Source organism: Imperialibacter sp., from assembly GCF_040222815.1.
Taxonomy (GTDB): Bacteria; Bacteroidota; Bacteroidia; order Cytophagales; family Cyclobacteriaceae; genus Imperialibacter.
On sequence record NZ_JAVKCH010000012.1, the window covers coordinates 15,768 to 30,669 of the forward strand.

Sequence of the window (14,902 nt, forward strand, 5' to 3'; positions counted from 1 at the left end):
ATTATGAAGAGAATTTTGATCGCAGTGGCTTTTCTTATCGTTGGCGTGTCGTATGCGTCGCATGCGCAGGATAACAACAAGTCGCTGGCTACGGCTAACTGGGCCACTCTGGCCAAGGTAACTTACAAGGTAGGTAAAGATGAATATGGGGAGCTGAGTATTCCTGTGTTTGGTGATGAGATTCAAAAACTTGCAGGCAAGGAAATAGAGCTTCCAGGCTATATCATCCCTTTTGATGGGATGTTTAAGCCGGATCATATCATTCTGTCGTCGTTGCCCGTTGCGGCGTGCTTTTTCTGCGGTAGCGGGGGACCTGAATCGGTGATTGAAATTTATCTTAAGGAGCCCATTAAGTACACGGCCAACGGCATCAAGGTGAGAGGTAAACTTGAGCTGAATGAAACCGATTACAACCAGCTAATGTATATTCTGAAGGATGCTGTGATGGTTGGCCCGGCTAACTGATGTAAACTAAGAGCGTTAAAAAACCAATGGCAATGAAAATAAAAAAGGTAGCATTTCTTCTTCTCCTGGTGGCTACTGCCACTGCGTGCTCCAATGAACAGAGGGAGCAAAAGGATGCCTTAATGGCCGAAGTGATGTCGGCGCATGATGAGGTAATGCCCAAGATGGGAGAGTTGAGAAAGACGGCGAAAGCACTGCAGGCAAAGGCAGACTCACTGGGTGCTTTAACGGGGCAGGATTTTTCGACCGAAATAAATACTTTAAGACAGACTGCTCAGAAAATAGAACATGCCAATGACGGCATGATGGAGTGGATGAGGCAATTTGAAATGCCTGACAATGAAGCGCCGGTAGCTGAGGTTTTAGTTTACCTAAAGAACCAAAAAGAAAAAATCGACAAGGTAAGAGACGACATGCTGAAGTCACTGGAGGAGGGGCAGGCACTACAATAGACTTCTGCGTCCAATCTTCACTAAGAGACTTGCAGTGAAGGCAATCGATCAACAACAAAAAGTTTAAAAGGAAAGGCCGCCGCCATCGGCAGCCTCTTCTGTTACTTTGTTTCGCAATCCTTTAAAAAGCCAGCCACGTCATTCACATCAATCAACCCTTTTTTGTTGCCCCACGAATTGGAAATGTAGGTGAGTATTTCTGCTATCTCCAGGTCTTTCAAATTGAGCATGGGCATGACTCCGTCGTATTCAACTCCGTTTACCGTGATTTTACCGCTTTGGCCATTTTTAATGATGCAGGCGGCTTTTTTGGCATCGGCCATTAGAAAGTCGGAGCCTGCCAGGGGTGGGATGAGGGCAGCAAGTCCCTGGCCTTCAGTTTGATGGCAAGCAGAGCAGTTTTGCTTATATAGTTGTGCCCCCTCGCTCATGTACTGGCGCAGCCTGATGCTCGTTCTCTCATCGAGCCCGTCGTAGATATCGTCCGATTTGGCTTCTTGCTTTTTGTCGCCTGAAGAACAGCTTGTCATTGAAATGCTGGCAGCCATGAACGAAACCAGTGCCAATGCTAAAATTCTCTTTCTACTCATGATTTTTCTTTGTTGTATTCTTTAAGTAAAATTTTCATGTCTTCCATCAGTTCATTTACCGCTTCCTCTACCGTGCCATCGTAAACACCCCTGATTCGGCGGCCTTTGTCCACCAAAAGAAAGGCGCCGCTATGAATGTAACCACCAGGAGCATCGGGATCCTCACCCGCTACAACCATGTAGCTGGTTTCTCCCAGGTCGTAAATAGCATCTTTGTCGCCCGTAACGAAGTGCCACTTATCGCTTTTCACTCCCAATCGCTCTGCAAAATCGTGCAACACCGCTACGGTGTCATGCTCCGGGTCAATGGAGTAGCTTAGCAGGCCCACTTCAGGATTGCTCTCAAAGGTTTCATAAATGCGGATCATTTGTGTTTTCATGATCGGGCAAATGGTGGGGCAGCTTGTGAAGAAAAAGTCAGCCACGTAGATTTTGCCATTGTACGTTTCGTTGGTGACCCAGGCACTGTCCTGATCGAGAAACCTGAAGTCGGCAATGGTGTGGTAGATAGTGTCGGCTGTTGTTACGCCATCAATTTCTACCGTCGTCACTTCCCTTCTGCCAAGGATGGGTAGTTTTTTTTCGCCTCCGAAATTTGCACAGGCACCAAGGCTCGCAACCATTAGCACCGAGAATATTAATTTTTTCATTTTCAACTCTTTGAATTCGTTTTCTCTCTCCACTTCTTATAACTCCTGATGGCGAACATGAGTGCCCCGGTAAAAACTATCAGTCCTCCCATGCCCCATGCCAGGCTTACGATGTTTTTGAGCACTACAAGGAAAACAGTGGCTACGAGAAGAATGGTGGCTACTTCATTGAAAACCCGTAAGTAGTAGCCTGAGTCTTTATAGACATCCTTCTGCAGGTTCCTGAATTTTACATGACAAACCCACTGATAAACATATAGGAAGAACACGAAAACCAGTTTGGCGATCATCCATGGCTGGGTGGCCAGTGCCCACCCCAGGGAGTTGAGCACAAGCGGGCCAAATATCAGCGTTAAAATGGCGGAAGGCCAGGTAATGCCAAACCACAGCAGCTTCGAAATACGCTTGTATTCTTTGGTGAGGATGCTGCGCTCAGGCTCCGGTTTTTCCTGGGTTTCTGTTTGATAGATAAACAAGCGAACCATATAAAACAGGCCTGCAAACCAGGTGACAATAAAGATGATATGAAGCGCCTTGAGATACAGATAAGACATGCTTGTCCTTTTGCCTCAAAAATAGTGGCTGAAAGGCGAATCTCCTTGCTTTGGTCGGAATAAAAGCGTGTATTTCTTGCTCCGGGGAAATCAAAAGAAAAGGCCGTTTCAGGCACCGATGTGGCAAATGTTTACAAAAGGGTTACCACGTCCCCCACTTTTACCACTCCTTGTTTTTCGACGACGGCATTCATGCCAAAAAGGATTTTGTGCTCTTGTTTTCTGAATGCTGCCAGCGTTTTTGTGGGCTCCTTACCCATTTTGCCTGTTTCCTGATCGATAGTAGGTATCTGACACCTGGCGCAGGGCTTCAGGCAATGGAAAATGGCATCGCCGGCTGAAAGTTTCCCCCAGGTGTCTTCTTCAAACGGTGTTGCATTTGCCACTACAATATTGGGACGAAACCTGTTCATGGGAATGGGTTGTTCGAGCTTGTCGTTCAGGTCCTTCAACGAGGCGTCGGATATGAAAAGATAGGGATAGCCATCGGCGAAGCTCACCATGGAATTGGCTCCGTATTTTTTTTCCACTTCTCTTTTCTTGCTTTCGTGCTGAAAGCAGAACCATACTTTTTCGCCGAGCACGTCGGAAAACCAATCATTGAAGTTTTTTCCAACGATCCGTGCTTCTACTTCGTCGTCCCAAATGGAGACCTTCTCTTTGCTGCCTGAATAATGTTCGCTGTTCAGTGGTACCATAATGGAGCTGTCCTGATAGGTGATTACAAGCGACTCCCCAATGATTGCGGTATGAATCAAAGCCAGCATAGGTGTTTCTCTTTGCGAAATGAATTTACCTGTTGTGTCGGTCAGCATCCAGCGCCTGTCATACCTGAAGCCTTTTTCAAGCGCCTCCGCCTCTTTTACGCTTATCCCTTTCAAGCCCTTCACAGGGTAAATATTCAATTCGCTTATCTGCAACGCCATGGGCAATGAACTTTTTAGATGGTAAATATGGTTCCTTTTGCTGAAATTGCTTTTGTTTCAACCTTGATTTCCTGCCAATTATGAGTGAACGCACCAGTTTATGGTATTTTGAGGAGGTAGATCTTTACAACGTGCTCTGCCCTCACAAGGTACCGGACATGAAAGAGCGGCACACGTTCAATCATTTCCGGAAGGATCAGTTCATTTATTTTCCCAACGAACCATCAAGTCATATTTACCTTATTGCCGAAGGGCGGGTTAAAATAGGTTCCTATACCGAGGACGGCAAAGAAATCCTGAAGGCCATTCTTGGTGCCGGGGAAATTTTTGGCGAGTTATCTATTGCAGGCGAAGAGCGAAGGACAGACTTTGCGCAGGCCCTGGACCCTAACACCACGGTTTGCCCTATGACCATCGACGATATGCAGGAGTTGATGAAGGAGAACCAGGCCTTAAGTTTGCGAATTTTTAAGCTGATGGGCCTTCGCCTCAAGAGGGTGGAGCGCAAACTGGAATCGCTGGTATTTAAAGACGCCCGTAGCAGGGTGATTGATTTCATCAGAGAAATGGCAGAAGAGCGAGGGCAGAAGGTAGGCTACGAAATGCTGATCAAGACAAAATTTACCCACAAGGACATTGCCAGCCTCACAGGCACCAGCCGCCAAACCGTGACCACCATTCTCAACGAGCTGAAATCTCAAAATGTGATCAATTTTGACAGGCGAAGGATTTTGGTGAGGGATATGGATAAGTTGAAGTAGTTGACGAAGTCACAATCTGTGATGGAATGGACGTTATTTTTCCAAAATCACTTTTGCTGTCGAGTCATCGACTCCGTTCACCATGATTTTTTTCCCATCTGTAGTGATGATTTCTATGAAAGGGCCTTTGGTCGACTGAAGAAATAGCAGGCATTCCCCAAGTTGTTCAACCATAAAATGCCCCTTATAAACATCGCCCATATGAAAGCCGTTTGTTTTCAAACCAATCTTGCCGATTTCGTTCACCTGTCTGGCGCTTTCGACTTCCGCTTTTGTTCCAAAGAAGCCCGATATGGTAATCGTTCTTCCGTCGACTGTAATTTGAGCGGGTTGGCTGGAGTAGTATAGAAAACCGCCTGTTCCGACAAATAGTATGACAACAAAGGCGATGACTACAGCTAACTTGCCGGGCGACCTCTTGTTGTGATCATATTTTTGAGCCTGAATAAGCATGAAGGGAATTGGAACCATGACGGCAACAATCAACCAAACGCCTGACATGTTTTGCCAACCCATCCAATCCAAGATCAAACCTCCGACAATTACCAGCAAGCCCATGGCAATCAGGTGGTTTCTCATCATAGACGACAAGCCTTTGATGTCTACATTTTTTCGTTTTTCCTCCGACATCGTATTGTAGCCGGCAATAGCCATCGGGTTTGCTTTTACCAGAAAGCCAGTCCCAATTAAAAAGCCACCTATGATAAGATTAATGAGCAGATCCATTGATTAAAAATAGGAAAATGGGCGCAGGTTTTCCAATTGCCATTCTGATAAAAAGAAAGGTGGTGTACCCACTCAAGAGCTCGAATGAGTGGCTTGTTCAGGAAAGCAGATCCATGTTTACTTCTCCCAGTATTTGCTCCTCTTGTAGTTCTTCAGCCGAAGCTTGCGGCCATCCCAGGCGACCATTTCCACGAGGATGTTTGGATAGGCTTGCGTGAAGATGTATTGGTTGATTTTTTCTTCATCCAGCTGTACCGTCACTCGCCAGGTGTCTTGCTGGGGCAATCCGCCAGGCAGTGAGTCGATGGCCTCAAGGGGTGCCACGCTAAACTCGGCATCGTACACCCGGGGCATGTCGGCACGGCTATTGATTTGTGTGGCATACACTGGCATGCGGAACCACAGCTTGTCTTTGAATTTCAGGGTTCGCAGGGTGTACGGCAGCTGATCTTCCCAAAGCGGCGTGGCATCCAGCATTTTGGTGTCGTCGCCCTGCCCGTCCCAGTAGCTGTGGTAGGTGTACTCCAGCTGACTACCTTTTTCCTTCAGCATCTTGAAAGTATTGCCGCACCATTCCTGGCTGGAGTTGGTGAATTTGTGGATTTGCACCGGATTGTTTCTGTGAAAGAAGATGCTTGTAAGAAAGTGGTAGGGGTAGTTGTCAGTTGGGATATCCGCAAACTGGTTCACCTTCATAACTTCATAAAGGTCAGTTCTTTCGTAGTCATCCGTTTTTACGCCGAACTCAATATTGAAATCCTCCTTTACCAGGATATGGACGTAATCAAAATAGCGGGGTTTGTTGTAGATGGTTCGTGCGGCATTGTAAATGGCCACTTCTGCCTGCCCGTCGTCCCATAGTTCATTTTTGGCCCAACTTGTGTCGAAATATTCGTTGAGCCCCCGTTCATCGGATGAGTCAAATACTTGATCGCAGGCCGGAATTAATGCCACGATGGTTAATGCAGGAAGGATTAAGTTTGAGATTTTCATGGGGGCTTGCGAATGTGGCCGATGAAGTGTTATGGACTTTTGAACTATTACCCGAATTTGGGTTCTATTCTCTAGTGTCAAAGTGCTTTGACTGCTATGCAGCTTAGGCTGGAACGTAAGGAAGAGTATCGATGTCAATATGCATTTTGGCTATGACTTTTCTTAGTTATTCGCTTTAAGCTTCTCTTAGCACTTTAAGCTTCTCTTAGCACAAAGGACTTCCATGCCTTTCTCGTTTTGGTATAAGCGAAGGTACAAAAACCGCCGTCGCAAAAAAAGTTAAAAAATTCTAACAACACATTATTGTGAGTTATTGTACACAATGCTATATTTGTGTTCAGAGCACGAATACCTACTTATAGTACCGAACATTATAACTATCGTAACCATGCAGAATCCAATTGCAACCAAGGAATTACCAACAGTAGTTAAGACAGTCAGACTAAAGACTACCTTAGCTCAAGAAATTGAAGCAATTGCGGAGAGGGAGAACCGCAATTTCAGCAACATGGTGGAAACCATGCTGTTAAAATTTATTTATGATGAAGATAGACACAAAACTAAATTATCAGCTCAATAGAGTAACATTTAGAGCAGAAGTACAAATAGTAGTAATTACTGAAGAGGGCTCTAATTCCTTAATGGGATTAGACCCTCTTTTTTGTTTTGGATTAAACTAGAAAGGCATAGACATAATTTGAGAGAAAAACATAATTAAAAAAATCGGCCTTAGCTATTGGCCTTGTGATCTACGACTTGGAATGAAGAAAGTTAAACTAAAGCTTTAACTTAGCGGGTAATTGTGATACCTTTGTGTCGCAACTTGTTATCACGCTGAGAATTGCGCCTCTTCTATTCAACGAAAGGAGTAATCGCTTGGCGGAAAAAATAGCCCTGGCCCCTAAAGCCAGGGTTTTTTGTTTGTGATGTTACAAGCAGGGTAAAAACGGTTAGACCCATATCAACACCGGTTAAATTGGTTAAGCGTGAATAACAAGTTGCCACAAAGACGCAAAATCAATGGTAAGGAGCATAAATTGGTGTTTCGTAAATACAAAACCGACAAGAACGGTGAGCGTATTTATCCCAAGAATGCTACTTGCTTTGCATTTTACGTCCCAGTTTAGTGTAGTTTTTTAACTACAAAATGTGCTACGTGTCGGTGTAACCGGCACCCGGGCTTCCCGGTTGAGTGAGATTAGTCCGTATTTTAGGGATGCTGAACTATATCACTTTAATAAGGCCTGCACCTCCACGTGCGGGCCTTTCTTTTCTAAAGGAACATAAAAAAAACTTCACTAGTGCTCCATTTATATAATTTAACATACGGTAAACATCCGTTATGAGTTCGGCCAGTATTTCATTATTGGACAACTAAGACGCTTCTGTGTCTCGTAAGCCTTCTTCCTAGCGAACCTCTATGAAAATAGGCAAAGATTTCTTCTGAGGGTTCTTACTTTTCATTGTATCAATAATCTTTTCAGCCTCCCCAAATCATCGATGGTGTCCACATCGCTCAGAGGCGGGAGCTTGTGGAAGTCTTTGTTTTGGCTTTCAATATAGTCAGTTGTCTTTTTGTACACCGAGCTAGTGCTCCACTCAATGCCCTTGAAAATACCGCTGTCAAAAGTTTTCATTCCCAGCAAGTAGTAACCTCCATCACGGGCTGGGCCAATGATGAAATCACGAAAAGCAAGACACTCAAAAGCCTTTTCGATATAGAGGGTTTCTAGTTCCAGACAATCGCTGCCAATGATGGCTGCCCGTTCATAGCCAAGCCCGAGCACTTCTTCGAACGCATTGGACATGCGCTCGCCAAGGTCATCGCCCTTTTGCTGTTTCAATATGTATCCGGCGTTAGAGAAAATATCGTCTTCAGGAATGAAGCTGGAATAGAAGACGTATTTGTCTTGCGAAAGGTCGGCAGTGATGTCTTTAGTGTGCTGCAAAAGCTCAAGATAAACGTCAAGGGCTTTTTCATCACCAATGTCTTTTGCGAGGCGGGTTTTTACCTTGCCCAGCTCAGCATTTTTCACAAAAATAATGAGTGCTTCTTTAGTCATATACTTTTATCCCTTCCTTCAGCCACACTGACCAAAGCTTGTTGTAGCAATGCACACTGTCGGTTGCCTGGTTTTTCGAATTCACCACTGTGTGCCCTTCGTTTTTCCATTCAAAAATACCGCCGTACAGGTTTTCCACATGGGTATAGCCCAGGGCTTTCAGCTTTTCTCCAATTTTTTCGCTTCGATAGCCGACGGAGCAATACACCACAATTGGTTGATCTTTGGCAATGTCTTTGACCATTTCGGGCTTGAACGTTTCGTAGTCTACCCATTTGGCACCCGAAAGATGGCTAACATCAAACTCAGCTTTGGCCCTTGTATCAAGTAAAATTGGCTTTTTTGCCTGTTGGATACTTGCCAGCGAATCAGCCGAGATGGTAGGCACCGACCTGCTGTAAAGCGTTGAAAGCAGCACGTCGTAAGCACTTTGCGCTTGCGTAAACTGTGGCAAGGCAATGGCGAAAACGAGCAAGAGTAGTCTTCCTGGTGTTGTCATCTCTTTAATAAGCTTATTGCCCTCTGTTTTGTTCTCTGGGGTAACACCACTTCCCACATAAAAACTCCAATAACCAACAAATATTCTGTGATGATGGCCCACCAGGGAATTTCGTAGCCAGTGGCGGTATAGCCAATATATGTCCAAAGAATGGTGTATGACCACATGATGGGGAATTTATAGCCGGAATACACGGACAGGGCTACCAGTGGCACCACATACCATGGGTGGACGGTCGTGGCCGCCAGGTAGTAGATGAAAAAAACGATACTTAGGGCCTGGAAAAAACTGCGGCCTTTTGGCCAGTTTGTCCAACTTACTATCAGAATGAGAACGCCGCCTGAGAGTGCTAATCGTGGCCCAAGTGTAGCTATAATATTGTAGCCTTTCCACCAAAAGCCTATTTCCCGGAACAGATAGTAGAAGGAGGCATTGAACTCGAACTTCCGAAAATACAGATCGAGACTTTCCCCCTGGCCGGTTAGCCAGGTGAGGTCGATCAGTGGCATAAAAAAGAGCAGAGAACCTAGCATGGTCACCAGCACCACTTTCCACCAATTCTTTTTACCAGCAGCAAACATCAGCACCGGCCCGGCAATGACTGGCGTTAGTTTGGTAGCAATAGCTCCTGCCAGCGCCAGGGGGCCGGTAAACAATTTCTTGTCGGCGATTAGGATGATGGACAGTATCAGGAATAAAGCCATCATGCCTTCAAAGTGAAGGTTGCCAGACACTTCTGTGATAACCAGTGGATTGAGGGCATAGATGGCCAGCAGTGACGAGGGTTTGCCTGTTTTCTTCAGGTAGCCGGCGATAACAAACAGGAATACTATTTCTGAGCCTGTGAGCATCAGGCGCATTGGCAAAACAGCGCTAATCAATGATCCGTCGTAGAAAAAGGTGCTCAGCCAAAATACCAGTTGATGAAAAGACGGGTACACTGTGAAGTATTCTTTTGAGTTGAGCCCATCGTAGAGGTCAGTGGTTAGTGCGGGAATGGCATTACCTGCTTCCATATAAAATGATGGAGGGTGGCTGAAAGGATGAATGCCCTGGTGCCACAGCAAGCCATCCCATATGAATCGGTAGAAGTCATCGGAAAGCGCCGGAACGGAGAATAGGAAAACCAACCGAAAAAGGATGCCAAGACCAAGAATCCATTTCAATTCGGCTTTTTGTAAAGCCAGGAAGGCGAGAAAAAGTAAAGCGAACGAGCCCTGAAGAATCCAGGCGTCTGTTCTTTGAAGCTTGTAGGCCAGCAAAAAATAGACGAAGCAGGAAAGACCTCCTGCCATAGCCCATTTAACCCTTTGAGGCAGCAAACCCATAAGGTTTAATTGAGAGTAAGAAGATACCTCCGAAGCCTATGGTGAGCATGAGGTGGAAAAATATCAGCCCAAAGTCATACAAGTAGAAGGCCGACCATAGGCCAAAGGCAAAGTAAACAGCCAGGAGCCCCTCGACAATTGTGGCGGGCGTCAGCTTCCAGTTGACGTACTTATTGGTTTTCCAGGAAATTTTGTCCTTTAGCACATTGAATTTGGGCGTGCGCAAAAATGGTGTCTTAATGCCGAGCCAGCCTTCAAGCACCGCAATGGCATTGTGCAGCGACATACCCATAGAGAAGGTGATGAACATGGGGAAATGAACGATGAAGTATTTCAGTGTCTTTTTGGGAAATGAGGAGCCGCTGGCAACCCAGTAGAAATAGCTAACAAAGAGAAAACCTAATACAAATACACTCGCCGCATTGAATAGCGTGCTGTACGTGGGCAAATGATTCATTGTGTAGAGCAGGGGCAGGCTTAGAAAAGAAGCAGTGAAAAGGAAGAAGAAAAGGGAGCTGTTGAGCAAATGCTGGACGGCGTGAAGCTTGTTTTTCAGCGGCAGGGCCGATGTGAGCACAGCACCCAGGTTTTTTCTGGCTGTTTCGGCGGCGCCTTTGTTCCAGCGGTACTGTTGTGATTTTACTGCGGGCATAAGTATGGGCAGTTCGGCAGGAGATTCAATGTTCTCAAGGAAAGTGAAACGCCAGCCTTTCAACTGGGCCCTGTAGCTAAGGTCGAGGTCTTCGGTGAGGGTGTCTGCTGTCCAGCCGCCGCCGTCTATAATGCACTCCTTTCGCCAAATGCCTCCGGTGCCATTGAAGTTGATAAAACTGCCCGATGCACTACGGCCAGTTTGCTCTACCGAAAAGTGGGCGTCGAGCCCGAAGGCCTGTAGTTTCGTCAGCCACGAGTAGTTGCGATTGAGATGACCCCAGCGGGTTTGCACCATGCCCACTTTTGGGGTGGTAAAATGGGGCAATGTTTCCTTCAGGAATTGAGGGTCTGGCAGGAAGTCGGCATCGAAAATAGCAATAAACTCAGCACGAGCCTGCTCAAGTCCGTCCTGCAAGGCACCCGCTTTGAAGCCTGTTCTTTCTTGCCGGCGCAGCACTTTAATGTCGAAGCCCATCTGTCGATATTCTTTGGCCACTTTGTCGACAACCGATTTCGTCTCATCGTCGCTGTCGTCGAGTACCTGAATTTCCAGTTTTTCTTTTGGGTAGTCGAGCAGGCATACTTGCCTGATCAGCCTTTCCACAACGTACAGCTCGTTATAAATTGGCAGCTGTACCGTGACCAGCGGGAACTCTGTCAGTGGTGCAAGGGTGGCTGGTGTTGACTTCTTGCTTTTTCGGTAGCGAATGGCCAGGTGCAGCTGTCCCAGGCTGAACAGAAAGATCAGCGTTAAGGAAGCTCCGTACCCAATTATTACCAGCCAGTCGATCATAAGTACCTGAAGATTGTCCAAAGTATTTTGTAGCCTGCACCGAAAGTGCCTTTCACCGTGCCCGACACTTTGGAAACACCAATGCGCTGCCGATAGTTTACCGGCACCTCGGTGGTTTGCATCCCCAATTTAGCCGCTTTTAGCTGCATTTCTACAGTCCAGCCGTAGGTTTTGTCCTGCATGTTGATGCGCAGCAGGCTTTCATATTTCACAGCCCGGAAAGGCCCAAGGTCAGTAAACTGCACCCCGTAAAACCAGCGGAGCAGAGTAGTAGCCAGCCAATTGCCAAATATTTGCTGGGGTGTCATTGAGCCTTTTTCTTTTTTGCCCAGGGCCCTGGAGCCGATCACGAGGTCAGCCTTACCATCTATAATCGGTTGCACCAGTTGGTACATTTCTTCAGGATAGTCGGAGTGGTCGCCATCAAGAAACACCACGATATCTGGCAGGTCGTTGACCTCGCTGGCGACATGCTGCATGCCGCAAAGACAAGCGTTGCCATAGCCTCTTTTTTCTTCTCTGAGTGCCGTTGCCCCTCTGGATTGTGCCTGACCGAAGGTGTCGTCAGTTGAGCCATTGTCCACCACGATGATTTCGGATACCAGGGCTTTGGGAATCTCGTCAATCACCATACCTACGGCGTTCTGCTCATTGAAGGCAGGAATGATGACTTTGATATTGGGTTGGCGCACTTACGGTTGATTTACATGCAAAAATAGGGAATGGATTGGATTGGGAGGTCGGGGGTGGGACAAAAGGTTGGCATTAGTCCATATCCGCATCTTTTATCAGGCGTTTGATTTCGGACTTTAGCAAGGGGAGGTGTTTGGTCAAAATAGCCCAAATGTTTTCGTCTGAAATATTATCGTAGGAATGAATGATTTGATTTCTCAACCCGACGATTCTGATAGCATTTGTGATGGGGAATTCGGGCTCCTTGTCAAGAACCCTTCGAACGGCCTCGCCAATAATTTCCAGATTTCTCTCGACGCCTCTCTTCAAAAGAAGATTTTTTTTGTAGCTTATAAAGTCATGTGCTTGCCCGTCGAAATAGCTTTCAATTTCATTGATGGAGCCATCAATGTCATATAGCCACTTCAGTACCTTTTCGTCCATAAACCAGCGCCTTGGTTCTATTGATAGATTTAATTAGAATAGGATTCCGAAGGGTTTGGACTTCTAAAAGATCCACTTTTCTACCGAGTAGTGATTCCAAAGATTCTTTCAGATCCATATAGTTATCGAAATAGTCAGTCAAATCCACATCACCAAACTTCACCAGAAAATCAATATCACTGTTAGCGTCAAAAGAGTCTGATAGTATGGAACCAAAAGCGAACAGCTCATTTACCTGGTGCTTTTTGCATAAGGCGGATATTTCGGTAATATGATCCTTGATAATTTTCATCTGTCGTAAGTAAATATAACAAATATATTTCTCACATAATTTAATTCAGTAACGACTCCCGAAATGCAGAAGGTACTTCCAAGTATAGGAATAACTCTATTGATAGTTGCTTGCCAGGCCCACATCGCCGAAACCGTTCTTGGCCCTGGCTGGGCAAGCACGTCCATCAATGCCGTCAGCTTTCGCACCAATTCCATTGTCAGTGACGAGAACTGGCAATTTGCGGTCTATTATGATTCTACTGGTCACATAGTGCTGGCAGGGAGGCTTGAAAGAAGGGCAAAGCCTGCTGAGGCAGTGAGGGTGGTGGAGTTGAAGCTGTAGTTTTTACAATTTGGGAATCTAATTCCCAAATTGTAATTTCACTACGTGATTATCCGAATAGCAGATAAAGAAATCCGAGTGCTTGCCTCTATGTACAAGTCGCTGGCGATCGTTGGCCCAAGACAATCGGGAAAAACCACACTCGCAAAACACATTTTTGGGTCGAAGCCTTATGTGTCGCTGGAAAACCCCGATGCACGGCAGTTTGCCGAGAGCGACCCTCGAGGATTTCTCGAACAATACCCGAATGGAGCTGTACTGGATGAGATACAACGAGTGCCACAGTTGTTTTCCTATCTGCAGCAGATCATTGATGAAAGTAGCGAGACGGGCCTTTTTATTCTTTCGGGGTCGAACAATTTTTTGCTTCAGGAAAATATTTCACAGAGTCTTGCTGGCAGGATCGCTTACTTGTTTCTTCTTCCTTTTTCTATTGAAGAGCTCGCAAAAGAGGGGCTGTTGCCATCGGATGCATACCAGGCAATGTTTGCCGGAGGATATCCTCCGATTTATGATCTAAAAATACCGCCATCTACCTGGTATCTCAACTATATTCGTACCTATGTGGAAAGAGATGTGAGGCAGATAAAAAATATCACAAATCTTGGTGCTTTTGAAAGGTTCCTGAGGCTTTGCGCCGGCCGGGTAGGTCAACTGCTGAATATGAACAGCCTCGGCATTGAAGCTGGTGTGGATCATAAAACAGTGGCATCGTGGTTGGGGGTATTAGAGAGTAGCTTTATTGTTCATTTGCTTCGGCCTCACCATCAAAATTTCAATAAACGAATTGTGAAAATGCCCAAGCTGTATTTTTATGACACCGGGCTGGCCTGTGCACTACTCGGCATTCAAAATGAAGCACAGTTGGTTACCCATCCGTTGCGGGGGAGTCTTTTTGAAAACTTCATTATCAGCGAAATGGTGAAAACCAGGTTTAATAAAAATGAACCTAACAACTTGTATTTTTGGCGTGATAGTACCGGCAATGAGATTGATGTGATAATAGATAAGGGTGGAAAGCTATACCCGGTCGAAATCAAATCAGGAAAGACAGTCACTGACGATTATTTCAAGGGATTAAATTTTTGGTCTAAAATAACTGGAGCAGCGGAAGGGGTAGTTGTCTACGCAGGAGACGCTCAGCAAAAGCGAAGCAATGGAATGGAGGTAAGGCCGTGGAACCAGGTGGGAGAGTTGTAATGGGCGTCGGGTTCGCAGGTTTAACATAGTGAATCATCCAACATATTTGTCTTTCATGTAATCCACCGACTCTTTGACCAGCGTCTTTAGAACGTCAATATCCACATCAGTTAACTTGTTAATATAGAGACAAGACTTCCCTGTTTTGTATTTTCCGAGCTTTTGCATCAGCTCTTCGTACCGGCCGAAGCCTGGCATGATATAGAGCGTAAGGCTCGTTTTTCTTGGCGAGAAGCCGGTTATCATCCAGTCGCCTTCCTGTCCGCTGGCATATTTGTAACGATAGGTGCCAAAACCAACTATAGATGAGCCCCACATCTTTGGTTTTTCGCCAGTCACCTCCTTCATCAGCTTCAGCACCTCAAAGGCATCATTTCGTTTTTTCTCATCTTCCACTTTGTCGAGAAAGCCTTCCACGCTTACATCGTTGACTTTTGTTTTTAGTTCGTAGGCCATAGTGATGTATTTTGACTCTGGAATTAAGAAAAATCTACTTTAAATGCAAGATACTACAGC

General features: G+C 45.8%; 20 protein-coding genes. 6 read left to right on the forward strand and 14 right to left on the reverse strand.

The features are described from left to right. Positions 1-3: 3 nt before the first annotated feature. Positions 4-465, forward strand: a complete 462-nt coding sequence (locus RIF36_RS02860) for a hypothetical protein (RefSeq protein WP_350129751.1) — start codon at positions 4-6, stop codon at positions 463-465. Positions 466-497: 32 nt separating this feature from the next. Then, positions 498-917 (forward strand): hypothetical protein, encoded by a 420-nt coding sequence (locus RIF36_RS02865; protein WP_350129754.1) that lies wholly within the window; start codon positions 498-500, stop codon positions 915-917. A gap of 101 nt (positions 918-1,018) precedes the next feature. Here RIF36_RS02865 and RIF36_RS02870 read toward each other — a convergent pair whose 3' ends face one another. The 4 genes from RIF36_RS02870 to RIF36_RS02885 all read right to left on the reverse strand — a co-directional run bounded on the left by RIF36_RS02870 (position 1,019) and on the right by RIF36_RS02885 (position 3,637). After that, complete coding sequence (locus RIF36_RS02870) at positions 1,019-1,507, reverse strand: c-type cytochrome (RefSeq protein ID WP_350129757.1); 489 nt, start codon at positions 1,505-1,507, stop codon at positions 1,019-1,021. Next, positions 1,504-2,157, reverse strand: a complete 654-nt coding sequence (locus RIF36_RS02875; protein ID WP_350129760.1) for an SCO family protein — start codon at positions 2,155-2,157, stop codon at positions 1,504-1,506. Before RIF36_RS02875 ends, RIF36_RS02870 begins: the two co-directional genes overlap by 4 nt. A 2-nt stretch (positions 2,158-2,159) precedes the next feature. Continuing rightward, complete coding sequence (locus RIF36_RS02880) at positions 2,160-2,711, reverse strand: CopD family protein (protein WP_350129763.1); 552 nt, start codon at positions 2,709-2,711, stop codon at positions 2,160-2,162. A gap of 131 nt (positions 2,712-2,842) precedes the next feature. Further along, a complete protein-coding gene (locus RIF36_RS02885; protein ID WP_350129766.1) occupies positions 2,843-3,637 on the reverse strand; it encodes an MOSC domain-containing protein in 795 nt (264 codons plus the stop codon). 80 nt (positions 3,638-3,717) lie between these two features. On the opposite strand from RIF36_RS02885, the gene RIF36_RS02890 reads away from it, so the two are divergent. Next, entirely contained in the window at positions 3,718-4,398 is a 681-nt protein-coding gene (locus RIF36_RS02890) for a Crp/Fnr family transcriptional regulator (protein WP_151999642.1), read from the forward strand. A 33-nt stretch (positions 4,399-4,431) separates the two neighbouring features. Here RIF36_RS02890 and RIF36_RS02895 read toward each other — a convergent pair whose 3' ends face one another. Both RIF36_RS02895 and RIF36_RS02900 read right to left on the reverse strand, forming a co-directional pair. After that, complete coding sequence (locus RIF36_RS02895) at positions 4,432-5,124, reverse strand: DUF3784 domain-containing protein (RefSeq protein ID WP_350129769.1); 693 nt, start codon at positions 5,122-5,124, stop codon at positions 4,432-4,434. A 117-nt stretch (positions 5,125-5,241) separates the two neighbouring features. Further along, on the reverse strand, positions 5,242-6,117 hold the full coding sequence (locus RIF36_RS02900) for a hypothetical protein (protein ID WP_350129772.1): 876 nt from the start codon (positions 6,115-6,117) through the stop codon (positions 5,242-5,244). 388 nt (positions 6,118-6,505) lie between these two features. On the opposite strand from RIF36_RS02900, the gene RIF36_RS02905 reads away from it, so the two are divergent. Continuing rightward, positions 6,506-6,697, forward strand: coding sequence for a hypothetical protein (locus tag RIF36_RS02905; RefSeq protein ID WP_350129774.1), 192 nt, complete (start codon positions 6,506-6,508; stop codon positions 6,695-6,697). Positions 6,698-7,577: 880 nt separating this feature from the next. Here RIF36_RS02905 and RIF36_RS02910 read toward each other — a convergent pair. From RIF36_RS02910 to RIF36_RS02940, 7 genes are all read right to left on the reverse strand, one after another. Further along, complete coding sequence (locus RIF36_RS02910; RefSeq protein ID WP_350129776.1) at positions 7,578-8,180, reverse strand: TIGR04282 family arsenosugar biosynthesis glycosyltransferase; 603 nt, start codon at positions 8,178-8,180, stop codon at positions 7,578-7,580. Then, a complete protein-coding gene (locus RIF36_RS02915; RefSeq protein ID WP_350129778.1) occupies positions 8,173-8,679 on the reverse strand; it encodes a rhodanese-like domain-containing protein in 507 nt (168 codons plus the stop codon). The genes RIF36_RS02910 and RIF36_RS02915 overlap by 8 nt, the downstream gene beginning before the upstream one ends. Continuing rightward, positions 8,676-9,974: an MptA/MptB family glycosyltransferase gene (locus tag RIF36_RS02920; protein WP_350129782.1), complete on the reverse strand. Its 1,299-nt coding sequence runs from the start codon at positions 9,972-9,974 to the stop codon at positions 8,676-8,678. Before RIF36_RS02920 ends, RIF36_RS02915 begins: the two co-directional genes overlap by 4 nt. A 7-nt stretch (positions 9,975-9,981) precedes the next feature. Continuing rightward, on the reverse strand, positions 9,982-11,475 hold the full coding sequence (locus tag RIF36_RS02925; protein WP_350129785.1) for a cellulose synthase family protein: 1,494 nt from the start codon (positions 11,473-11,475) through the stop codon (positions 9,982-9,984). Beyond that, positions 11,451-12,146, reverse strand: a complete 696-nt coding sequence (locus tag RIF36_RS02930; RefSeq protein WP_350077129.1) for a glycosyltransferase family 2 protein — start codon at positions 12,144-12,146, stop codon at positions 11,451-11,453. The genes RIF36_RS02925 and RIF36_RS02930 overlap by 25 nt, the downstream gene beginning before the upstream one ends. 73 nt (positions 12,147-12,219) lie before the next feature. After that, positions 12,220-12,570, reverse strand: coding sequence for a HepT-like ribonuclease domain-containing protein (locus RIF36_RS02935; RefSeq protein ID WP_350129788.1), 351 nt, complete (start codon positions 12,568-12,570; stop codon positions 12,220-12,222). Next, on the reverse strand, positions 12,539-12,862 hold the full coding sequence (locus RIF36_RS02940; RefSeq protein WP_350077133.1) for a nucleotidyltransferase family protein: 324 nt from the start codon (positions 12,860-12,862) through the stop codon (positions 12,539-12,541). The genes RIF36_RS02935 and RIF36_RS02940 overlap by 32 nt, the downstream gene beginning before the upstream one ends. 63 nt (positions 12,863-12,925) lie before the next feature. On the opposite strand from RIF36_RS02940, the gene RIF36_RS02945 reads away from it, so the two are divergent. Further along, positions 12,926-13,186 (forward strand): hypothetical protein, encoded by a 261-nt coding sequence (locus tag RIF36_RS02945; RefSeq protein WP_350129791.1) that lies wholly within the window; start codon positions 12,926-12,928, stop codon positions 13,184-13,186. Between the two features lie 45 nt (positions 13,187-13,231). Beyond that, complete coding sequence (locus tag RIF36_RS02950) at positions 13,232-14,386, forward strand: ATP-binding protein (RefSeq protein WP_350129794.1); 1,155 nt, start codon at positions 13,232-13,234, stop codon at positions 14,384-14,386. A 33-nt stretch (positions 14,387-14,419) separates the two neighbouring features. Here RIF36_RS02950 and RIF36_RS02955 read toward each other — a convergent pair whose 3' ends face one another. Further along, positions 14,420-14,842 carry a DUF1801 domain-containing protein gene (locus RIF36_RS02955; protein WP_350077139.1) on the reverse strand — a complete coding sequence of 141 codons (423 nt, stop codon included), beginning with the start codon at positions 14,840-14,842 and terminating at the stop codon, positions 14,420-14,422. Positions 14,843-14,902: the final 60 nt, after the last annotated feature.